The organism is Pseudomonas sp. PS1(2021), from assembly GCF_020405165.1.
Classification (GTDB): Bacteria; Pseudomonadota; Gammaproteobacteria; order Pseudomonadales; family Pseudomonadaceae; genus Pseudomonas; species Pseudomonas aeruginosa.
Map to the genome: position 1 here is coordinate 1774068 of NZ_CP084484.1, position 23236 is coordinate 1797303.

The 23236-nt window shown below is 64.8% G+C and carries 7 protein-coding genes and 1 pseudogene; 3 read left to right on the top strand and 5 right to left on the bottom strand.

Annotation, left to right across the window (positions count from 1 at the left end; translation table 11 throughout):
• Positions 1–78: 78 nt before the first annotated feature.
• Together LE197_RS08385 and pvdD are read left to right on the top strand one after the other, a co-directional pair.
• Positions 79–6551: pseudogene (locus LE197_RS08385) on the top strand (amino acid adenylation domain-containing protein).
• 11 nt (positions 6552–6562) lie between these two features.
• Complete coding sequence (pvdD, locus tag LE197_RS08390) at positions 6563–13909, top strand: pyoverdine non-ribosomal peptide synthetase PvdD (protein ID WP_226033976.1); 7347 nt, start codon at positions 6563–6565, stop codon at positions 13907–13909.
• 163 nt (positions 13910–14072) lie between these two features.
• On the opposite strand, the gene fpvA is transcribed toward pvdD, so the two are convergent.
• Positions 14073–16520 carry a ferripyoverdine/pyocin S3 receptor FpvA gene (gene fpvA / locus LE197_RS08395; protein WP_073646983.1) on the bottom strand — a complete coding sequence of 816 codons (2448 nt, stop codon included), beginning with the start codon at positions 16518–16520 and terminating at the stop codon, positions 14073–14075.
• A 102-nt stretch (positions 16521–16622) separates the two neighbouring features.
• On the bottom strand, positions 16623–18272 hold the full coding sequence (pvdE, locus tag LE197_RS08400) for a pyoverdine export ABC transporter PvdE (protein ID WP_003103601.1): 1650 nt from the start codon (positions 18270–18272) through the stop codon (positions 16623–16625).
• A 377-nt stretch (positions 18273–18649) separates the two neighbouring features.
• Between pvdE and pvdF the strand changes: the two genes are divergently transcribed.
• Positions 18650–19477, top strand: coding sequence for a pyoverdine biosynthesis hydroxyornithine transformylase PvdF (gene pvdF, locus LE197_RS08405; RefSeq protein WP_031692920.1), 828 nt, complete (start codon positions 18650–18652; stop codon positions 19475–19477).
• Positions 19478–19545: 68 nt separating this feature from the next.
• Here the strand turns inward: pvdF and LE197_RS08410 are convergent, their stop codons facing one another.
• Genes LE197_RS08410 through pvdM form a run of 3 tightly spaced genes read right to left on the bottom strand, consistent with a single transcriptional unit; the run spans position 19546 to position 23081 of the window.
• A complete protein-coding gene (locus LE197_RS08410; RefSeq protein WP_031692921.1) occupies positions 19546–20400 on the bottom strand; it encodes a formylglycine-generating enzyme family protein in 855 nt (284 codons plus the stop codon).
• 28 nt (positions 20401–20428) lie between these two features.
• On the bottom strand, positions 20429–21712 hold the full coding sequence (gene pvdN, locus LE197_RS08415; RefSeq protein WP_003122677.1) for a pyoverdine-tailoring periplasmic protein PvdN: 1284 nt from the start codon (positions 21710–21712) through the stop codon (positions 20429–20431).
• A gap of 22 nt (positions 21713–21734) precedes the next feature.
• Positions 21735–23081, bottom strand: coding sequence for a pyoverdine-tailoring dipeptidase-like protein PvdM (gene pvdM / locus LE197_RS08420; protein WP_003103610.1), 1347 nt, complete (start codon positions 23079–23081; stop codon positions 21735–21737).
• Positions 23082–23236 lie beyond the last annotated feature (155 nt).

The window sequence follows — 23236 nt, forward strand, 5'->3', positions numbered from 1 at the left end:
CTGGACCTCGTGTCCCGCTTCGTTCGCCTGCCTCTGGCGCAGCAGAAATTGTTCTATCAGCGTGTCCAGGCCAAGGGCATGAGCTTCGCCCGCCTGCCGATCCCGCAGACTCGCCAGGAGATGGACAACCTGCCGCTGTCCTATGCCCAAGAGCGGCAGTGGTTCCTCTGGCAGCTGGAGCCGGAGAGTTCCGCCTACCACATTCCTACCGCCCTGCGCCTGCGCGGCAGGTTGGACATTGCGTCCTTGCAGCGCAGCTTCGCGGCGCTCGTCGAGCGGCACGAAAGCCTGCGCACGCGGATCGCGCGGATGGGTGATGAATGGGTGCAGGTCGTCTCCGCCGACGTCTCGCTGGCGCTCGAAGTCGAAGTGCAACGGGGACTCGACGAACAGCGATTGCTGGAGCGGGTCGAGGCGGAGATCGCACGACCCTTCGATCTCGAACAGGGACCGTTACTGCGGGTGACTTTGCTGGAGGTGGACGCCGACGAGCATGTGCTGGTCATGGTCCAGCACCATATCGTCTCCGACGGTTGGTCGATGCAATTGATGGTCGAGGAACTGGTCCAGCTCTATGCCGCCTATAGCCAAGGGCTCGACGTGGTGTTGCCGGCCCTGCCGATCCAGTACGCGGACTACGCCCTGTGGCAGCGCAGCTGGATGGAGGCGGGGGAAAAGGAGCGCCAATTGGCGTACTGGACCGGCCTGCTGGGCGGCGAGCAGCCGGTGATCGAGTTGCCCCTCGATCACCCGCGGCAGCCGCTGCGCAGCTATCGTGGAGCGCAATTGGACCTGGAACTGGAGCCACACCTGGCCCTTGCCTTGAAACAGCTGGTTCAGCGCAAGGGTGTGACCATGTTCATGCTGTTGCTGGCTTCCTTCCAGGCGCTGTTGCATCGCTATAGCGGACAGGCGGATATCCGTGTCGGCGTGCCGATCGCCAACCGTAACCGGGTTGAAACCGAGCGGCTGATCGGTTTCTTCGTCAACACCCAGGTGCTCAAGGCCGACATCAATGGCCGGATGGGTTTCGACGAGTTGCTGGCCCAGGCCCGCCAGCGCGCGCTGGAGGCCCAGGCGCACCAGGACCTGCCGTTCGAGCAACTGGTGGAGGCTCTGCAGCCGGAACGCAGCCTTGGCCACAATCCGTTGTTCCAGGTCATGTTCAATCACCAGGCCGACTCTCGTTCGGCCAACCAGGGCGTGCAACTGCCAGGCCTGTCGCTGGAGCGGATGGAGTGGCGGAGCAGCTCCGTGGCCTTCGACCTGACGCTGGACGTGCACGAGGCCGAGGACGGTATCTGGGCATCGTTCGGCTATGCCACGGATCTGTTCGAGGCCTCGACCGTCGAGCGCCTGGCTCGGCACTGGCAGAATCTCCTGCGCGGCATCGTGGCCGAACCGGGCCGGCCGGTCGCCGAGTTGCCGCTGTTGCTGGACGAGGAGCGCGATTGCCTGTTGCGGGCCTGGGCAGAGAACGCCGACGAGGGTGGGTTGCCGCCCCTGGTCCAGTTGCAGATCCAGGAGCAGGCCCGTCTGCGTCCGCAGGCGCAAGCACTGGCGCTGGAGGGGCAGGCCTTGAGCTACGCCGAGCTCAATGCCCGCGCCAATCGTCTGGCTCACTGCCTGATAGCGCGTGGCGTCGGTCCCGATGTGCTGGTGGGAATCGCCGTCGAGCGCTCGCTGGACATGGTGGTCGGTCTGCTGGCGATTCTCAAGGCCGGTGGTGCCTATGTGCCGCTGGACCCGACCTATCCGCAGGACCGTTTGCGTCACATGCTCGAGGACAGCGCCGTCGGCCTGTTGCTCAGCCAGGAGCATTTGCTGCCCGGGCTGCCTTTGCACGAAGGGCTGGAGGTGCTCTCCATCGACCGCCTGGAACGGGACGCATCGGTGTCTACGGATGATCCGGTGGTGAACCTGCGGCCGGAGAACCTGGCCTATGTGATCTACACCTCCGGCTCCACCGGAAAACCCAAGGGCGTGGCCATCAGCCATGCGGCGCTTGCGCAGTTCTCGCGTATCGCCAGTGGTTATTCCGCGCTCACCCCGGAGGATCGGATATTGCAGTTCGCCACCCTGAGCTTCGACGGCTTCGTCGAACAGCTCTATCCGGCGCTGACCCGTGGTGCCTGCGTGGTCCTGCGTGGCGGCGACCTCTGGGATACCGGTGAGCTGTATCGGCAGATAGTCGAGCAGGGCGTGACCCTTGCCGACCTGCCCACGGCGTACTGGAACCTGTTCCTGCTCGATGCCCTGGCCGAGCCACGGCGTTCCTACGGTGCCTTGCGGCAGATCCACATCGGTGGCGAAGCCATGCCACTGGAGGGGCCGAAGCTCTGGCGGCAAGCCGGCATGGGCCGGGTGAGGCTGCTCAATACCTATGGACCGACCGAGGCCACGGTGGTGTCCAGCGTCTTCGATTGTTCCGCCGAGAACGCCCGGGTGGGCAATGCCAGTCCTATCGGCCAGGCGCTACCCGGCCGTACGTTGCTGGTGCTGGATGAACATCTCGGCCTACTGCCCGTAGGGGCGGTAGGCGAGCTTTATATTGCCAGCCGTGCCGGGCTGGCCCGTGCCTACCACGATCGGCCCGGCTTGACCGCCGAGCGCCTCTTGCCCGACCCCTTCGGCGAACCGGGCTCGAGGCTCTACCGGACCGGCGACCTGGCGCGCCGACGCGGTGACGGCGTGATCGAGTACATGGGGCGTGCCGACCATCAGGTGAAGATCCGCGGCTTCCGCATCGAGCTGGGGGAGGTCGAAGCCCGCCTCCTGGACTTGGAGGGAATACGCGAAGCGGCGGCTCTTGCGCTGGACGGTCAACTGGTGGCCTACCTGGTGGCTGAGGGGGGCGAGGACGAAACTCGCCAGCCGGCTTTGCGCGAGCGTATCCGCACAGCGCTATGGGCCTCGCTACCGGACTACATGGTGCCCTCGCACCTGCTGTTCCTCGAGCGGATGCCGCTCAGTCCAAATGGCAAGCTGGACCGTCGGGCGCTGCCGAAGCCGGATGCCGGCCTGATGCAACGCGACCACATGGCGCCGGCGAGCGCGCTGGAGAAAGACGTGGCCGCGATATGGGGCGAGTTGCTGGGCGTCGAACGGGTCGGCCTGACCGACAACTTCTTCGAATTGGGCGGACACTCGCTGCTGGCGACGCGCCTGGTCTCGCGGATTCGCCAGGATCTCGGTATCGAAGTCAGCCTGAAGAGCCTTTTCGAGCAGCCGGTCCTGCAGGGATTCGTCGAGAGCCTGGGCGAGAAACCGGCGGAGGTTCCGCCGATCATGCCCGTTACCCGCGAGCAGCCGCTGCCGTTGTCCTATGCACAGGAGCGCCAGTGGTTCCTCTGGCAATTGGAACCGGAGAGCGCGGCCTATCACATTCCCGCCGCCCTGCGCTTGCGCGGCGGCCTCGATGTCGTCGCGCTACAGCGCAGTTTCGAGCGCCTCGCACAGCGTCACGAGTCGTTGCGTACCCGCTTCCGCCAGGAAGGCCTGCGTACCGTTCAGGTGGTGGACGCCGATGGGCAGTTGCAGGTTTCCCGGCATAGCCTGGCGAATGTCGATGACGCGTCGCTCAGGGCGGCAGTCGAAGCGGAGATGGCCAGGCCCTTCGACCTACGGACGGATGCGTTGCTGCGGATCAGTCTGTTCGAAGTGGCTCCGAATGACCATGTGCTGGTCATGGTCCAGCACCATATCGTCTCCGACGGTTGGTCGATGCAGTTGATGGTCGAAGAGCTGGTCCAGCTCTATGCCGCCTACAGCCAGGGGCGCGAAGCGGCCCTGCCGGCGCTGCCGATACAGTATCCGGACTATGCCGTCTGGCAGCGCGAATGGATGGAGGCCGGAGAGAGGGAGCGCCAGTTGGCGTACTGGATCGGCCTGCTGGGTGGCGAACAGCCGGTGCTGGAGCTGCCGTTCGATCGTCCCCGTCCTGCGGAGCAGAGCTTTCGCGGCGCGCGGCTGGAGTTCGAACTCGGCGCCGAGCGGGCCAGGCGGCTGAAGGCGCTTGCCCAACGGCAGGGTGCGAGTACCTTCATGTTGCTGCTGGCGTCGTTCCAGGCGCTGCTGTATCGCTACAGCGGTCAGTCGGATATCCGTGTCGGCGTGCCGGTCGCCAATCGCAACCGGGTCGAAACCGAGCGACTGATCGGGTTCTTCGTCAACACCCAGGTGCTCAAGGCCGACATCGATGGGCAGATGGGGTTCGACCGATTGCTGCACCAGGTTCGCCAGCGCTCGCTGGAGGCGCAGGCGCACCAGGACTTGCCGTTCGAGCAGCTGGTGGAAGCCTTGCAACCGGAGCGCAGTCTCAGCCACAGCCCGCTGTTCCAGGTGCTATTCAACTACCAGGCGGAGCGGGGCGAGCACGGCTTGCCGGAAGTCGCGGGACTGAGCATCGAAGAGCAGGCGTGGGAAAGCCATACGGCGCAGTTCGACCTGGTGTTGGATACCTGTGAGTCCGAGTCGGACATCTGGGCGGCGCTGGTCTATGCGACCGATCTATTCGATGCTTCGACCGCAGAGCGCCTGGTACGGCATTGGCAGAACCTGCTGGATGCGATCCTGGCGATGCCTGACGCTCGCCTGGGGGAGCTGGACATGCTCGACCGCGAGGAGCGCGAAGTCATCGGGCAGCTCTGGAACCGCAGCGATTCGGGCTATCCGGCAACGCCGCTGGTACACCAGCGAGTGGCCGAGCGGGCGCGTATGGCGCCGGATGCGGTGGCGGTGATCTTCGACGAGGAAAAGCTCACCTACGCCGAACTGGATAGCCGGGCCAACCGCCTGGCCCATGCGTTGATCGCCCGAGGCGTCGGCCCCGAGGTGCGGGTGGCGATCGCCATGCAGCGCAGCGCGGAGATCATGGTGGCGTTCCTGGCGGTACTGAAGGCCGGCGGCGCCTACGTGCCGCTGGACATCGAATACCCGCGCGAGCGCCTGCTGTACATGATGCAGGACAGTCGCGCGCACCTGCTGCTGACCCATAGCCACCTGCTGGAGCGTCTGCCGATCCCCGAGGGGTTGTCCTGCCTGTCCGTGGATCGCGAGGAGGAGTGGGCCGGCTTCCCGCCCATGATCCAGAGGTGGCGCTGCACGGCGACAACCTGGCCTATGTGATCTACACCTCCGGCTCCACCGGCATGCCCAAGGGCGTGGCGGTGTCCCACGGTCCGCTGATCGCCCATATCGTGGCTACCGGCGAGCGCTACGAGATGACCCCGGAGGACTGCGAGCTGCACTTCATGTCGTTCGCCTTCGACGGTTCCCACGAAGGCTGGATGCACCCGTTGATCAACGGCGCGCGGGTGCTGATCCGCGACGACAGCCTGTGGCTGCCGGAACGGACCTACGCCGAGATGCATCGCCACGGGGTAACGGTGGGGGTGTTCCCGCCGGTGTACCTGCAGCAACTGGCCGAGCATGCCGCGCGCGACGGCAATCCGCCGCCGGTACGGGTCTATTGCTTCGGCGGCGACGCGGTGGCGCAGGCCAGCTATGACCTGGCGTGGCGGGCGCTGAAGCCGAAGTACCTGTTCAACGGCTACGGCCCGACCGAGACGGTGGTGACGCCGCTGCTGTGGAAAGCGCGGGCGGGCGATGCCTGCGGCGCGGCCTACATGCCGATCGGTACGCTGCTGGGCAACCGTAGCGGCTACATCCTCGACGGGCAGTTGAACCTGTTGCCGGTAGGCGTGGCGGGCGAACTGTACCTGGGCGGGGAAGGGGTGGCGCGTGGCTACCTGGAGCGTCCGGCGCTGACCGCCGAGCGTTTCGTGCCGGATCCCTTTGGCGCGCCGGGCAGCCGGCTGTACCGCAGCGGCGACCTGACCCGTGGGCGTGCGGATGGGGTGGTGGACTACCTCGGACGGGTGGACCACCAGGTGAAGATCCGAGGCTTCCGCATCGAACTGGGAGAGATCGAGGCGCGCCTGCGCGAGCATCCGGCGGTGCGCGAGGCGGTGGTGGTGGCCCAGCCGGGTGCGGTGGGCCAGCAGTTGGTGGGCTACGTGGTGGCGCAGGCGCCGGCGGTCGCGGATTCGCCGGAAGCGCAGGCGGAGTGCCGGGCGCAGTTGAAGACGGCGCTGCGCGAGCGCCTGCCGGAATACATGGTGCCGTCGCACCTGTTGTTCCTGGCGCGGATGCCGCTGACGCCGAACGGCAAGCTGGACCGCAAGGGCCTGCCACAGCCGGATGCGAGCCTGTTGCAGCAGGTCTACGTGGCGCCGCGAAGCGATCTGGAGCAACAGGTCGCGGGGATCTGGGCGGAGGTCCTGCAATTGCAACAGGTCGGGCTCGACGACAACTTCTTCGAACTCGGCGGCCACTCGTTGCTGGCCACCCAGGTCATTGGCCGCCTACGCGAACGACTGCACCTGGAGGTGCCGATCAAGTCGATGTTCACCGCGGAGACACTGGGTGAGTTCTGCCACGGCGTCGAGACCCTCAAGGCCGAGAGCGCGCCGGTGGAAGATGCCCTGGCTAAATCCCTGGAGGCGCTCAAACGTCTATCTGCCGATGAACTTGAAAAACTGATTTCCTAAGAGGCGGTAGCGTGCAAGCACTCATAGAGAAGGTGGGCTCCCTTTCCCCCCAGGAAAGGAAGGCATTGGCTGTCCTGCTCAAGCAGCAAGGTGTCAATCTCTTCGAGATCGCGCCAGTGTTCAAGCGCCAGGACGGCGAGCCCCTGCGGCTCTCCTATGCCCAGGAGCGACAGTGGTTTCTCTGGCAACTGGAGCCGGAAAGCGCGGCCTACCATATCCCGAGTGTCTTGCGTCTACGCGGGCGGCTGGACCTGGATGCCCTGCAACGCAGCTTCGACAGCCTGGTTGCGCGGCACGAGACCCTACGCACCCGTTTTCGCCTCGACGGCGACGAGGCGCGCCAGGAGATCGCCGCATCCATGGCATTGCCGCTGGATATCGTCGCGTTGGGGCCGCTCGAGGAGGGCGCCCTCGCTCGGCAGGTCGAGACGACGATCGCGCGGCCGTTCGACCTGGAGCGTGGGCCGCTGCTGCGGGTGAGCCTGTTGCGGCTGGCCGAGGACGACCATGTGCTGGTGCTGGTCCAGCATCACATCGTGTCCGACGGTTGGTCGATGCAGGTGATGGTCGAGGAACTGGTCCAGCTCTATGCCGCCTATAGTCGAGGGCTCGAGGTAGCGCTGCCGGCTTTGCCGATCCAGTACGCGGACTACGCCCTGTGGCAGCGCAGCTGGATGGAGGCCGGGGAAAAGGAGCGCCAGTTGGCGTACTGGACCGGCCTGCTGGGCGGCGAGCAGCCGGTGCTGGAGTTGCCGTTCGACCGGCCGCGCCCGGTTCGGCAAAGCCATCGTGGTGCCCAGTTCATCCTGGAACTGGATATTGATCTGTCCCAGGCGCTCAGGCGCGTGGCCCAGCAGGAGGGGGCTACTGCCTTCGCCCTGTTGCTGGCTTCCTTCCAGGCGCTGCTGTATCGCTACAGCGGGCAGGCGGATATCCGTGTCGGCGTGCCGATCGCCAATCGCAACCGCGTGGAGACCGAGCGACTGATCGGCTTCTTCGTCAACACCCAGGTGCTCAAGGCCGACCTGGACGGTCGGATGGGCTTCGACGAGCTGCTGGCCCAGGCCCGCCAACGCGCGCTGGAAGCCCAGGCGCACCAGGACCTGCCGTTCGAGCAACTGGTGGAGGCCTTGCAGCCGGAGCGCAGTCTTAGCCACAACCCACTGTTCCAGGTGCTGTTCAACTACCAGAGCGAAGCCCGTGGCAACGGCCAGGCATTCCGCTTCGATGAGTTACAGATGGAAAGCGTGCAGTTCGACAGCCGGACGGCGCAGTTCGACTTGACGTTGGACCTGACGGACGAAGAGCAGCGTTTTTGCGCCGTTTTCGACTACGCCACCGACCTGTTCGACGCCTCCACCGTGGAACGCCTGGCCGGCCATTGGCGCAACCTGTTGCGCGGCATCGTCGCCAACCCACGACAGCGGCTCGGCGAGTTGCCGCTGCTGGATGCGCCGGAGCGCCGGCAGACCCTCTCCGAATGGAACCCGGCCCAGTGCGAGTGCGTGGTGCAGGGCACCTTGCAGCAGCGTTTCGAGGAGCAGGCGCGGCAACGGCCACAGGCGGTTGCGCTGATCCTCGACGAACAACGGTTGAGCTACGGCGAACTGAATGCGCGGGCCAATCGCTTGGCGCACTGCCTGATCGCCCGCGGCGTTGGCGCGGACGTGCCGGTCGGGCTGGCGCTGGAGCGTTCGCTGGACATGCTGGTCGGCTTGCTGGCGATCCTCAAGGCCGGCGGCGCCTACCTGCCGTTGGACCCGGCGGCGCCAGAGGAGCGCCTGGCGCATATCCTCGACGACAGTGGGGTACGGCTGCTGCTGACCCAGGGGCATCTGCTCGAGCGCCTGCCACGGCAGGCGGGGGTGGAGGTGCTGGCCATCGACGGACTGGTGCTGGATGGCTACGCCGAGAGCGATCCGCTCCCGACGCTATCTGCGGACAACCTGGCCTACGTGATCTATACCTCGGGCTCGACCGGCAAGCCCAAGGGCACGTTGCTCACCCACCGCAACGCGCTGCGCCTGTTCAGCGCCACCGAGGCCTGGTTCGGCTTCGACGAGCGGGACGTGTGGACATTGTTCCATTCCTACGCCTTCGATTTCTCAGTCTGGGAAATCTTCGGCGCGCTGCTCTATGGCGGGCGCCTGGTGATCGTGCCGCAATGGGTGAGCCGTTCGCCGGAAGACTTCTACCGTCTGCTGTGCCGCGAAGGCGTGACGGTGCTCAACCAGACGCCGTCGGCGTTCAAGCAACTGATGGCGGTGGCCTGTTCCGCCGACATGGCGACGCAGCAGCCGGCGCTGCGCTACGTGATCTTCGGTGGCGAGGCGCTGGATCTGCAGAGCCTGCGGCCGTGGTTCCAGCGCTTCGGCGATCGCCAGCCGCAACTGGTGAACATGTACGGCATCACCGAGACCACGGTGCACGTAACCTACCGTCCGGTGAGCGAAGCCGACCTGGAGGGTGGCCTGGTCAGTCCGATTGGCGGGACCATCCCGGACCTGTCCTGGTACATCCTCGACCGTGACCTGAACCCGGTGCCGCGCGGCGCGGTGGGCGAGCTGTACATCGGTCGCGCCGGTTTGGCGCGCGGTTACCTGAGGCGGCCCGGGTTGAGTGCCACCCGCTTCGTGCCGAACCCGTTCCCCGGCGGCGCCGGCGAGCGGCTGTACCGTACCGGCGACCTGGCGCGGTTCCAGGTGGATGGCAATATCGAGTACATCGGGCGTATCGACCACCAGGTGAAGGTTCGCGGCTTCCGTATCGAACTGGGTGAGATCGAAGCGGCGCTCGCCGGTCTGGCCGGGGTACGCGATGCCGTGGTGCTGGCCCATGACGGGGTCGGCGGCACGCAACTGGTGGGATACGTGGTGGCGGACTCGGCGGAGGATGCCGAGCGTCTGCGGGAGTCGCTGCGGGAGTCGCTGAAGCGGCACCTGCCGGACTACATGGTGCCGGCGCACCTGATGCTGCTGGAGCGGATGCCGCTGACGGTCAATGGCAAGCTCGACCGGCAGGCGTTGCCGCAACCGGATGCGAGCCTGTCGCAACAGGCCTATCGAGCGCCCGGTAGCGAGCTGGAGCAGCGCATCGCAGCGATCTGGGCGGAGATCCTGGGAGTGGAACGGGTCGGCCTGGACGACAACTTCTTCGAACTGGGCGGTCATTCGTTGCTGGCTACCCGGGTGATTTCTCGGGTTCGCCAGGAGCAGCAGTTGGACGCAAGCCTGAAGGCGTTGTTCGAGCGGCCGGTTCTGGAAGCGTTCGCCCAGGGATTGGAACGCACGACGGATGCGGTCTCGACGATACCGCTTGCCGATCGGCAGCAACCGTTGGCACTGTCCTTCGCTCAGGAGCGTCAGTGGTTCCTCTGGCAACTGGAGCCGGAAAGCGCGGCCTACCATATTCCGAGTGCCTTGCGCCTACGCGGGCGGCTGGACGTGGATGCCTTGCAACGCAGCTTCGACAGCCTGGTCGCGCGGCATGAAACCTTGCGTACCCGCTTCCGGCTGGAGGGAGGGCGTTCGTACCAGCAGGTACAACCTGCGGTTAGCGTTTCCATCGAGCGGGAACAGTTCGGTGAGGAAGGCCTGATCGAACGGATACAGGCCATCGTTGTGCAGCCATTCGACCTGGAACGGGAGCCGCTGCTGCGGGTGAACCTGTTGCAACTGGCCGAGGACGACCATGTACTGGTGCTGGTCCAGCACCACATCGTGTCCGATGGTTGGTCGATGCAGGTGATGGTCGAGGAACTGGTCCAGCTCTATGCCGCTTATAGTCGAGGGCTCGACGTGGTGTTGCCGGCCCTGCCGATCCAGTACGCGGACTACGCCCTGTGGCAGCGCAGCTGGATGGAGGCGGGGGAAAAGGAGCGCCAGTTGGCGTACTGGACCGGCCTGCTGGGCGGCGAGCAGCCGGTGCTGGAGTTGCCGTTCGATCGGCCGCGTCCGGCCCGGCAGAGCCATCGTGGCGCGCAGTTGGGTTTCGAGCTACCGCGGGAACTGGTCGAGGCCGTGAGAGCCTTGGCCCAGCGTGAAGGCGCCAGTAGTTTCATGCTGTTGCTGGCCTCGTTCCAGACGCTGTTGTATCGCTACAGCGGGCAGGCGGATATCCGTGTCGGCGTGCCGATCGCCAATCGCAACCGCGTGGAGACCGAGCGGCTGATCGGCTTCTTCGTCAATACCCAGGTGCTCAAGGCCGACCTGGACGGTCGGATGGGCTTCGACGAGCTGCTGGCCCAGGCCCGCCAACGCGCGCTGGAGGCTCAGGCGCACCAGGACCTGCCGTTCGAGCAACTGGTGGAAGCCTTGCAGCCGGAGCGCAATGCCAGCCATAACCCACTGTTCCAGGTGCTGTTCAACCATCAGAGCGAGATACGCTCGGTGACGCCCGAGGTTCAGTTGGAGGACCTGCGTCTGGAAGGCCTGGCCTGGGACGGCCAGACTGCGCAGTTCGACCTGACGCTGGATATTCAGGAAGACGAAAACGGCATCTGGGCCTCCTTCGACTATGCCACCGACCTGTTCGACGCCTCCACCGTGGAACGCCTGGCCGGCCATTGGCGCAACCTGTTGCGCGGCATCGTCGCCAACCCACGACAGCGGCTCGGCGAGTTGCCGCTGCTGGATGCGCCGGAGCGCCGGCAGACCCTCTCCGAATGGAACCCGGCCCAGCGCGAGTGCGTGGTGCAGGGCACCTTGCAGCAGCGTTTCGAGGAACAGGCGCGGCAACGGCCGCAGGCGGTTGCGCTGATCCTCGACGAACAACGGCTGAGCTACGGCGAACTGAATGCGCGGGCCAATCGCCTGGCGCACTGCCTGATCGCCCGCGGCGTTGGCGCGGACGTGCCGGTCGGGCTGGCGCTGGAGCGTTCGCTGGACATGCTGGTCGGCTTGCTGGCGATCCTCAAGGCCGGCGGCGCCTACCTGCCGTTGGACCCGGCGGCGCCAGAGGAGCGCCTGGCGCATATCCTCGACGACAGTGGGGTACGGCTGCTGCTGACCCAGGGGCATCTGCTCGAGCGCCTGCCACGGCAGGCGGGGGTGGAGGTGCTGGCCATCGACGGACTGGTGCTGGATGGCTATGCCGAGAGCGATCCGCTCCCGACGCTATCGGCGGACAACCTGGCCTACGTGATCTATACCTCGGGCTCGACCGGCAAGCCCAAGGGCACATTGCTCACCCACCGCAACGCGCTGCGCCTGTTCAGCGCCACCGAGGCCTGGTTCGGCTTCGACGAGCGGGACGTGTGGACGTTGTTCCATTCCTACGCCTTCGATTTCTCGGTCTGGGAAATCTTCGGCGCGCTGCTCTATGGCGGGCGCCTGGTGATCGTGCCGCAATGGGTGAGCCGTTCGCCGGAAGACTTCTACCGTCTGCTGTGCCGCGAAGGCGTGACGGTGCTCAACCAGACGCCGTCGGCGTTCAAGCAACTGATGGCGGTGGCCTGTTCCGCCGACATGGCGACGCAGCAGCCGGCGCTGCGCTACGTGATCTTCGGTGGCGAGGCGCTGGATCTGCAGAGCCTGCGGCCGTGGTTCCAGCGCTTCGGCGATCGCCAGCCGCAACTGGTGAACATGTACGGCATCACCGAGACCACGGTGCACGTAACCTACCGTCCGGTGAGCGAAGCCGACCTGGAGGGTGGCCTGGTCAGTCCGATTGGCGGGACCATCCCGGACCTGTCCTGGTACATCCTCGACCGTGACCTGAACCCGGTGCCGCGCGGCGCGGTGGGCGAGCTGTACATCGGTCGCGCCGGTTTGGCGCGCGGTTACCTGAGGCGGCCCGGGTTGAGTGCCACCCGCTTCGTGCCGAACCCGTTCCCCGGCGGCGCCGGCGAGCGGCTGTACCGTACCGGCGACCTGGCGCGGTTCCAGGTGGATGGCAATATCGAGTACATCGGGCGTATCGACCACCAGGTGAAGGTTCGCGGCTTCCGTATCGAACTGGGTGAGATCGAAGCGGCGCTCGCCGGTCTGGCCGGGGTACGCGATGCCGTGGTGCTGGCCCATGACGGGGTCGGCGGCACGCAACTGGTGGGATACGTGGTGGCGGACTCGGCGGAGGATGCCGAGCGTCTGCGGGAGTCGCTGCGGGAGTCGCTGAAGCGGCACCTGCCGGACTACATGGTGCCGGCGCACCTGATGCTGCTGGAGCGGATGCCGCTGACGGTCAATGGCAAGCTCGACCGGCAGGCGTTGCCGCAACCGGATGCGAGCCTGTCGCAACAGGCCTATCGAGCGCCCGGTAGCGAGCTGGAGCAGCGCATCGCAGCGATCTGGGCGGAGATCCTGGGAGTGGAACGGGTCGGCCTGGACGACAACTTCTTCGAACTGGGCGGTCATTCGTTGTTGCTGCTGATGCTCAAGGAGCGGATCGGCGATACCTGCCAGGCTACGCTGAGCATCAGCCAACTGATGACCCATGCCAGCGTCGCGGAACAGGCGGCATGCATCGAGGGGCAGGCGCGTGAGTCGTTGCTGGTGCCGCTCAACGGCAGGCGCGAAGGTTCGCCGCTGTTCATGTTCCATCCGAGTTTCGGCTCTGTGCACTGTTACAAGACCCTCGCCATGGCGCTGCGGGATCGCCATCCGGTCAAGGGTGTTGTCTGCCGTGCCCTGCTGGGCGCTGGTCGCGAGGTGCCGGAGTGGGACGATATGGTTGCGGAATACGCCGAGCAATTGCTGCAGGAGCACCCCGAAGGGGCTTTCAACCTGGCGGGATGGTCGCTCGGCGGCAACCTGGCGATGGATGTCGCGGCCCGGCTGGAGCAGCGTGGGCGGCAGGTGGCCTTCGTCGGCTGGATCGATGCGCCGGCACCGGTCAGGGTCGAAGCGTTCTGGAACGAGATCGGGCCGACGCCGGAGGCAGTCCCGAACCCATCCGTGGCCGAGATGCGGGTGGAACTGCTCGGTGTCATGTTTCCGGAGCGGGCCGAGCATATCGAACGGGCCTGGTCATCGATCTGCTCCGCCACGACGGACGATGAGCAGCGCTGGACGAGGATGAGCGACTGGGCGGAAGCGGAGATCGGCGCCGAGTTCGCGACACTGCGCAGCGAAATCGCACAGAGCAACGAACTGGAAGTGTCCTGGGAGTTGAAACAGATCCTCGACGAGCGCCTGAAAGCGATGGATTACCCGCGTCTGACGGCGAAGGTCAGCCTCTGGTGGGCCGCGCGCAGCACCAATGCCATCCAGCGGAGCGCGGTGGAGCGCTCGATGGCCGAGGCGATCGGGGCTGAGCGTGTCGAACCGGTGCGGGTGCTGGATACCCGGCACGACAAGATCATCGACCACCCTGAGTTTGTGCAGAGCTTCCGGGCCGCCCTGGAGTATGCCGGGCGCTGATCTCAGGTCCGTTCCGTTCAAAGCCCGCCTTCAGGCGGGCTCTTTGTTTCTGTACAGGAATCATTTGGTGTCGTGCCGACAGGCGTCTTCGGCGATGGGGCGCGTGGGGTAGCCGAGAAGCAGAACGCCCCGCATTGCGGGGCGTTCTTTTTCGCAGCCGGGCTCAGAAGTCCCAGCGAGTGCTGAACATCAGGTTCCGTGGATCGCCATAGGATGCCGAGGTGTAGAAGCCGATGTTGGTGTAGTAGGTCTTGTCGAAGACGTTGTTGACGTTGACGCTGGCCGACAGCTTGTCGGTGATCTGGTAGCGGGCCATCAGGTCCACCAGCCAGTAGTCTTCCTGGGAGAACTTTTCCCAGCGGCTGCGGGGATTGTTGTAGACCATCTGCCAGCTCTTGCCCTGCCAGCGGGCGCCGCCGCCGACCGTGAGCTTGTCCAGGGCGCCCTTGAACTTGTAGCTGGTGTAGAGGCTCAACTGGTCCTGAGGCTCCCAGGTGGAAACCTTCTTGCCACTGTCGTCGCGAATGATCTTGTGGGTATAGCCAGCCTGAACCTGCCAGCCTGGCGCCAGTTCACCCGAGATTTCCGCCTCGTAGCCCTTGGTCTTGGCCTTGATTCCCTTGTAGGCGTAGGTGATGGCGGGGTTGGTCGGTTTGCTGTTGTAGAGGGCGTCTTCCTCCGCGCGGTTTTCCTCATGAATCTCGAAGTAGGCGAGACTGGTATTGAGTCGTCCGTCGAGATATTCGCCCTTGATGCCGATCTCGTAGTTCTGGCCTTCGTCGGGTTCGAGCAGTTTGTTGCTGCTGTCGCGATACCAACTGTCCTGCGGCATGAAGATGTCGGTATAGCTGGCGTAGACGGAGTAGGTATCGTTCAGGTCGTAGACCGCGCCGACGTAGGGAATGAAGCGTCCGGACTCGCGAATGGTCGGATTCAGGCCGGTTACCCGGTAGTCGACCACGCGTCCACCTAGGAACAGGTTCAGGTCATCGGTCACATTGAAGCGGGCGGTCATGTAGCTGCCCAACTGGCGGGTCTTGTCATCGATGTACTGGGAGGGGGTACCCCAGTCGGGCTTGCCTATATCGCCGTCCCAGTTGATGAAGTCGTCGGTGGTGTTGTCGTAGTTGCGCAGGTTCCAGTAGCTCTTGCCCTCCCAGTGGGAGAAGGAAGCCGAGGTGCCGACCACCAGCTCGTGCTCGCGACCGAGGAACTGGAAGGGGCCGGTGAGATAGATATCCAGCGAGTTGCTCTTGGTTTCGCCGGTGTACTTCTGCGCAACGATCTTGGCGCTGTTGTCCGGTGCTGGCCAGTCGCCCATGATCGCGCCGAGGGGCGCGTGGTAGCCGTTGATCTTGTGATCGAGCTGCACCTTGCCGACCCAGCCGTTGGCGAAATTGTGCTCGAGGTTGGCGAAGACGGTGCGGGTGTACTGTTCCCAACTGCTCCACTTGGCTCCGTTGTTGAAGGAGCGGGAGACGTCGTTGCGGTTGCCCTGGCTGTCGAAGAGCGGGAAGCTGCCCGACCAGCCCGATCCCTTGGGATCGTTGTCCTGATAGTCGGCGCCGACGGTAAGCATGGTGTCGGGATTCAGATCGAACTCGAGGATGCCGTAGTAGACGCTGGTTTTGCGCTCGTAGTGATCCATGAACGAGTGCTTGTCCTGGTAGGCGGCTACCGCCCGGCCGCGGACGTTGCCGGACTCGGTCAGCGGGCCGCTGACGTCCAGTTCGGAGCGGTAATTGTCCCAACTGCCCGCGCCCAGTTCGACATGGCCCTTGAATTCATGGGTAGGTTTCTTGCGGATCAGGTTGATCGTGGCGCCGAGGGACCCCGCACCGGTGAGCAGGCCGGTCGCCCCCTTGAGTACTTCCACCCGGTCGTAGATGGCCATGTCACTGAGCGTATTGCCCGCGGAGTAGCCGACGTTGCGGGCCGTCGAGGGAATCCCGTCGTACTGGAAGTTGTTGATCGAGAAGCCGCGGGCATAGTAGTTGTTGCGGTCAGTGTCGTAGGCCGAGACGGTGATGCCCGGCGTATGGCGCATGACGTCGTCGATGTTGTTGAGGCCGAAGTCGTCCATGTTCTGGCGGGTGACCACGGTGATCGACTGGGGCGTCTCGCGCGGAGTCAGGACCAGGCGGGTCGCCGTGGCGATAGTGCCTGGCGTATAGGAGCCGCTGTCCTCGGTGATGGTGCCCAACTGGTTGGAGGTGATCATGGTGGCGCCGAGATCGACGCTGCTGTCCGCCGCCTCGGCGACGCTGATGGTTATCGCATTGCCCTGGAAGTCCACCGATGCGCCGGTGCCACGAAGCAGCTCGGTAATCGCCTGGTTCGGCTCCAGCTTGCCTTTGATCGCACTGCTACGCTTGTTCCGGACCTCTTCCGGGCGATACAGCACCTGGATATCCGCCTGGCGGCCGAACTCCTGGAGTGCGCTGCCCAGCGCCTGGGGAGGGATGTCGAACTCGACTTCCTGCGCCTGGACATATCCCGCCAGCGGCAGGCTCAGGGCCATGGCGAGCGAGTGGGGAAGCATCCTGCGTTGGAAGGCACGGCGCATCAAAAACGCCTTACTCAGAGGACTGAGACCGTGTGGTGCTGGCATGGGTGATTGCTCTTCTTAGGTTGGCAAGTTGCGAATAAATGAGATCGCTTCTCAATTCTCTTAGTATGACGTTTTACCCACGGAAAACCGGATGAAAAAGTTTCACGCCGTCTCGGTTTCCTTGACGACCTTGCCTGCCGAGAGCCTTATCAACTGGTCCGCCATTTCGAAATAGCGATCATCGTGGCTGATCACGATGATGGTCTTGCCCTGGCGCTTCAGGTCCGGCAACAGTTCGGTGTAGAAGACCCTGCGGAAAGCCGGGTCCTGGTCTGCGGCCCATTCGTCGAAGACCAGGACCGGCCGCTCTTCGAGCCAGGCATTGATCAGCGCAAGGCGCTTGCGCTGCCCGGTGGAGAGATCGGTGGTGCTGAAGTTTCCGTCCATGACGCTGACCTTGTGGGCGATTTCCAGGCGTTGCAGATATTGGGTCGCGTTCTGCAACGAAGCCTGCTTGCCCTGGACCAGGTCGTCGAAGAGGTAGTAGTCGGCGAAGATGGTGCTGAAGAGCTGGCGGTAATCGTCGCGGGTCTCCGCGCTGACCGGTTCTCCGTTGAGAAGGATCTCGCCGGACTGCGGGCGATAGAGGCCGAGCAGCAGCTTGATCAAGGTCGTCTTGCCGCAGCCGTTCTCGCCGACGATGAAGACGATGTCACCTTGGGCGATACGCAGATTGATAGGGCCCAGATGGAACGGTTCGCTGCCTTCGACGGCGGGGGGGCTGTAGCGAACGTCGCGCAGTTCCAGGCTGTCGACGGTCTTGTCCGGGGCCTCCTGTTCGCTGAGCAGAAGATGGGGTTCGGGAGAGGAAAAACGCTCGGAAAGTTCGGCGACCCGCTGGAAGGCGACCTGGGCGCGGCTGACGATGGGAAGGATGGTCACCACCTGTTCGAGTGGTCCCTTCATGTACAGCAGGACCATCACGAAGCCAGTGATGGCGGCCGGATTGGACGAAGGCCAGTAGGCCTGGAGCGTAAGCGCCAGACCGATCACCACGAAGAACAGCATCGAGCCGAAGGTCTTGGCCAGGATGAATATATTGATGGAGCTGATGTGGAGGTCGCGGATGTTGTTCGCGGTTTCGCTGATGCGGCCGGTGTGCATGCGATAGCGACGGGGGCGGTGGATGCGCAGTTCCTTCGCGCCCGAAGCGATGGCGGTGTAGTGCTTCTGCAATTCGTCTTCGAGATCGCGGGCGGCATAGAACCCTTTGAAACCGCGGGAGCGCGCCAGGTACTGGGCTGCCGTGCCGATGACGATGGCGACGACTGTCAGCAGGAACATCGGGACCGATAGGTAGGCGAGGTAACCCAGGCAACCGAAAGTGATGGTCAGGGCGATGGCCAGTGGGGTGAAGGAAAAGGAGAAGTCGCTGATGGTGTCAATGTCGTGTGTCAGTACCGGAATGAGACGGTGGGTCCGGTAGCGCTCGATCTGCTCGATGGGCGCCGAGAGGACTTTCTCGCCGAGTTCCTTGCGCAGCTTCGCGATGATGTGTTGGCCGACGTAGCTGGTACCGATGTCGGAGACGATCGAACTGACCAATGCCAGCAGGCAGAGTCCGCCGAACGACAGCAGTACGCCTTGGCCGAGGCCGTTTTCCGAGTGCAAGGCGTTGTTGATGCTGGCCAGCAGCAGGGTGATGGCAAGGCCGCCGGCCATGCCCAGTGCTATGGAGACGGCCACGATCGCTCGAAAGGGCCTGAGCAGGGCGAGCAGTTCGCGAATGGCGCCGCGCTTGGGATTGGTCATAGTTGCTTCCCGGATGTACTAGGTCGGTGGGGTCCCAGGATCGTTCCATGGCCGCTCCCGGCTGGGCCGGTAGGCATGGGACGGTTGAGTGGGGTGGCCTGGCGCAGGCTTTCGTTGCGGCACTGCGAATGCGGACGGCGACCGGCTCCAGGAGCATGCGTCACCCGTCTCGGCCTCCTTGCAGACAGACGAAGCAGGATGCCCGGTATTTAGCGGCGTTCGGCGGGGCGTAGGTTCTTCCACGTAAATTGCAGGCGATGCCGTTCGTTGCAGATCAGGAAGAGGTGTCGCGCCCGCCCGTTGCAGGTCGACGCGCGCCTCGATTCGACATGGCGCTGCCTTCCTCTGGCGCTCGATCCACTCCTGGGAATGATGAAATGACGAAAAGGAAACTGGCCTATATCTGGTCCCTGAGAAACGCCGCGGCCGACAAGGCCGGCCAGTACGTGCCGTACAAGGGCGAACAGCGGTACATGAAGTCGGTACTGGAGTCCTTGGTGGAGGCGCTGAACCAGACTGCGCTGGGCGATGCCTACGAGCTCGTGGGCGTGATCTACGACGACGACGCGGAGCTGCCTCGCGACCAGGGAAAAATCAAGGACTACGGTTTCGCCTATCGTCCCGGGCAGCAATGGTTCTATCCGGCAGACCTGCAGGTGCAAGGCAAGACCCTGAACGACCTCTTGCTCAGCGTGCCGTCCACCTACCGTCGGTACCCGCGGGGTACGCCCGAGCATGTGGCCGGCAAGAGCGATTTCGAGCGACGCCTGCATGACACCCTGGTGGAGCTGGGCGCCGATGTAGTGGTATTGGACGGGCTCCTGGTCATCCTCGATGAGCTGGTACGCCCGGGCGCTCCGTTCGCACGGCGGATCATGAATATCCATCCTGGCGTGACGCGCGAGGACTCGCCTTACGAGCGTCGTGGCGCCTATGCGACCCTGGACGCGTTGTATGGAGCGCGGGGCGAGAAGGTGGTGGATTGGGCGACCATGGAAAAGGTCGCGGTCGAGCCGCTGTACTGGACCGGAGCATCGTTCCACTATGTGGACAATGGCATCGATTCCGGCGAAGTGTTCCATGATGTGCTGAAAACGGAGATTTCACCCGACGACACCATCCTCGAGCTGCGCTGGAACAACTTCAACAACAGCCTGTTCCCGGCCTTGCACGAAGGGCTGGTGCTGCTCGCCGAGAAGCTCTGAACCCGGTTCCTTCGAGGGGTTCGAAAAGGCCGGAGCGGTGTCGTCGCTCCGGCCTTCTTCATTCTGAATCAGAGTTCGCGCGCCACGCGGAAGCCGATCCAGTCGCCGCGGTCGCTGGGGGCCGCATTGTTGCGGTTGCCCGAGCGCGAGAAGATCGGCGGCTCGCCCCAGTCGTTGCCGCGGATCTGCACCAGCTCGCACTTGTCCTCCATCCACGCGCTGCCGTCGCTCGGCGCGCCGTTGTAGTGGTCGTGCCAGCAATCGGCGACCCACTCGTAGACGTTGCCGTGCATGTCGTAGACGCCGAAGGCGTTGGGCGGGAAGCTGCCCACCGGCGAGGTGAAGTTGTAGCCATCGCTGGCGCCGTAGGTGTTGGCGTGCTTGGCGATGCTGTATTCCTTGCCTTCGTCGAACGGGAAGGGGAAGGGGCCGGCGCTGCCGGCGCGGGCGCCGTACTCGCGCTCGGCCTCGCTGAGCATGCGGTAGTGCTTGCCGGTCTTCTTCGACAGCCAGGCGGCGTAGTTCTTCACGTCGTTGTAGTCGACGCACACCGCCGGCTGGCGAGGGCCTTGCTGGTAGCGCGGCTTGCCGGCGATGCATTCGCGGCCGGGGCGGGTATCGCCGTCGGCCAGCTTGACGCCGGTGGCCTTCAGGTAGGCGTCCAGTTCGCCGGCGGTGACCTGGTAGCGGCTGATGGCGAACGGCTTGGCGAAGGTCACGTCGTGCAGCGGGCCCTCGTCGGGCTGGCGGCCGACCTCGTCGTCCGGAGTGCCCATGGTGAAGCTGCCGGCGGGCAGCACGACCATCTCCGGGCAGTCCTTGCAATCCTTGAATACCGTGCCGGGCTTCTTCGCTTCGTCGGCGAAGGCGGGGGCGGTGGCGATGATCAGTGCGGCCAGGGCCAGGGGCGATAATGCGTGCATGGCGGTTCTCGTTGAGTGGCGAAAGGGGTCAGGCGAGTTGCGGGGCGAGGATTTCCAGCACCCGGTCGATCTCCGCCTCGTCGTTCAGCAGGCTCGGCGCCAGGCGCACCACCGGGCCGACATCGCGATCCACGGCGTCGCTGATTACCCGGTGCGCCATCAGGTGTTTGGCGACCGCCTCGCAATCGCGGCCTTCGACGCGGAAGAAGGTGAAGCCCGAGGACAGCTCGGGGCTGGTCGGCGTGACCAGGCGGACCTTGGGATGCTCGCCCAGGCGCTGCTTGAGGTAGGCGTTGAGCTGGTGGATACGCGCCTGGACCTCGGCCTTGCCCAACTGCAGGTGCAGCTCGAAGGCCGTGCCCAGGGCCAGGCGATGTTCGAAGGCGTGGTAGCCGCCAGGGGTCATCAGGGTGCCGAAGTTGTCGGCGCGGGAGAAGGTCGGGATGCTCGGCACCAGGTGCTCCTGGAGCTGTTCCGAGCGGGCGATGATGACCCCGGTGCCGCGCGGGCCGAACAGCCACTTGTGGGTGCCGGCGATGAAGTAGTCGCAGTCGAAGTCGGCGAAGCTGACGTCTTCCACGCCGAAACCGTGCACGCCGTCGACCACGTAGATGATCCGGTCCTGTTCGTCGCGCTTCTGGTTGAGTTCGCGCACCAGCTTGCCGATCTCGCGGATCGGCAGCTTCACGCCGCTGCCCGACTGCACCCAGGTCATGCCCAGCACCCGGGTCTGCGGGCGGATCTGAGCGGCGATGCTGGACAGGATCTCGTCGGCGGAAACCCGATGCGGGTCCTTGAACAGCGGGAACTCGCGGACCTGGGTACCCATGCGCTTGTGCCGGTATTCCAGGGTGGTGTAGGTGGAGTAGTGCTCGTGGGAGGAGGTCAGGATCTCCTTGCCCGGCTGCACCAGCAGGCCGCCGTAGATCGCCGCCAGGCCGTCGGTGGTGCTGCCGGTGAGCGCCACCTGGCCAGGTTGCACGGCGAAGTAGCGACCTGCCCAGGCGCGAGCCTCGTCCTCGTATTTCCAGATTTCCTCGCGATGCCAGTCCACCGCTTCGCCCGGGTTGCGGTCGAAGCGGACCCGCAGGCGCTCGATGGCCTCCCGCACCGGCCGAGGGTGGGAGGTGAGGAGGAAGTTGGCGAAGTGCAGATACTGCGGGTCGAGATCGAATTGCTGGCGCAGCGCTTTCCATTTATTGCCGGCGTCGCTCGGTGCGCCTTCGGCGCGGAGCGACTGGGCAGCGGAAAGCAGCGGCAGGCCGGCGGCGAGAATGCCGGCCTGCTTGAGAAAGGTACGACGGTCGTTCATCGGGAGGTCCGTTGCGGCGTGGTCAGGGGGTAGCTGTCGGCTTGGCGCGTTTTTGCACTTCGCCCCAGGCGCGCAGGAAGTTGCCTCCCCAGAGCTTGGCGATGTCGGCATCGGAATAACCGCGGGTGATCAGTTCGGCAGTGACGTTGCGGATTTCGCTGACATCCTTCCAGCCGTCCACGCCGCCACCGTCGTTGAAGTCCGAGCTGATGCCTACGTGGTCGATGCCGACCTTCTTCACCGTGTAGTCGATGGCGTCCACCAGTTCCTTGAGGCCGGCCTTGGGCTCCTCCTCCAGGATGCCGTAGAGGGCGCTGGCGTATTCACCGAAGCGTTGTTCCGGCCAGATGGTGATGATCGGATCGCCCGGCATCAGCGCATAGTCCAGGCCTTCCAGGGGCGGCAGGTCGAAGCGCGCGCGCAGGGCGTTGAGCTTGTCCAGGGTCGGTTTGCTCAGCGGACGCAGGTAGGCGGGGAAGCCGACCACCTGGATCACGCCGCCGCTGTCCTTGATCAGTTGCATCTCGTGGTCGCTGAGGTTGCGCTTGATGTCCACCAGGGCACGTGGCGCGGAGTGCGAGGCGACGATGGGCGCTCGGCTGAGGGCGGCGACCTGTTCCAGGGCCTTGGTCGACATCTGCGAGACGTCGATGATCACCCCGAGATCGTTGAGCCGTTCGACCGCCTGCTTGCCTAGCGGGGAGAGGCCGCCCAGGGCATCCGCCGTGTCGTTGAAGAACGGCAAGGGACGGGAAGAGTCGGACCAGTCGTTGTTGCCGACATAATTGAAGCCGAACATGCGCACGCCGCGGGCGGCCCATTTGTCCAGCTGGGACAGGTCGTCGCCCAGCGGGTAGGCGTTGAGCATGCTCATGACGATGGCGAACTTGCCTTCCATGGCCAGGCGGCGAAAGTCCTCGGGGGAGTAGGCGATGCCGACCTGGTTGGGAAAGTCGCGGACCATGCCGGTGAGAATCTTGTAACGAATTTCCTGCTGGTGACGAGCCTCGTCGACGAATCCTGGGGTCGGCTTGTGCGGCGCGTTCGGGCCGTTCCACATCTCCGGCCAGCCGAAGATCGCCAGGGCAGCGCCGGACAGGCGCCCGCGGCCCGCCTTGACCAGGTCGAGCTGGTTCGGTCCGTCCTTGTCGAACTCGTTGCCTTCGGTGCCGAAGTCCGGCGGGATGGTGATCCGGCTATCGAAGGAGAGGATGCGCTCATGCAACTCCTCGGCGTGCTTCATGACCTTGCGCGGGTAGCCCGCTTCGCTCGGGCCGAAGGTCTTCCAGGCCAGCAGGCCGCCGCCGACGAGGATGAGGAAGATCGGCAAGCCGAGGTAGAGGGCCTTGCGTGTGCGTGTTCTAGTCATTGCCGTCCCAGTCAGGTTCGAGATCGAAAGCGCGGATGAGCGTCTGCCGAAGCGGACTCACCTGTCAGGGTGGGACGAGGCCGGAGCGGGAAAATTTAGCGCCGCGGGAGGGATTGTCGAGTTGCCTGTGGAACGGCATGTGGGCGGTAAATTTG

Bases quoted from the DNA above. Each gene is read 5' to 3' on its own strand.
- fpvA (WP_073646983.1), bottom strand. From the start codon at position 16,520: ATGCCAGCACCACACGGTCTCAGTCCTCTGAGTAAGGCGTTTTTGATG.
- pvdE (WP_003103601.1), bottom strand. From the start codon at position 18,272: ATGACCAATCCCAAGCGCGGCGCCATTCGCGAACTGCTCGCCCTGCTC.
- pvdF (WP_031692920.1), top strand. From the start codon at position 18,650: ATGACGAAAAGGAAACTGGCCTATATCTGGTCCCTGAGAAACGCCGCG.
- LE197_RS08410 (WP_031692921.1), bottom strand. From the start codon at position 20,400: ATGCACGCATTATCGCCCCTGGCCCTGGCCGCACTGATCATCGCCACC.
- pvdN (WP_003122677.1), bottom strand. From the start codon at position 21,712: ATGAACGACCGTCGTACCTTTCTCAAGCAGGCCGGCATTCTCGCCGCC.
- pvdM (WP_003103610.1), bottom strand. From the start codon at position 23,081: ATGACTAGAACACGCACACGCAAGGCCCTCTACCTCGGCTTGCCGATC.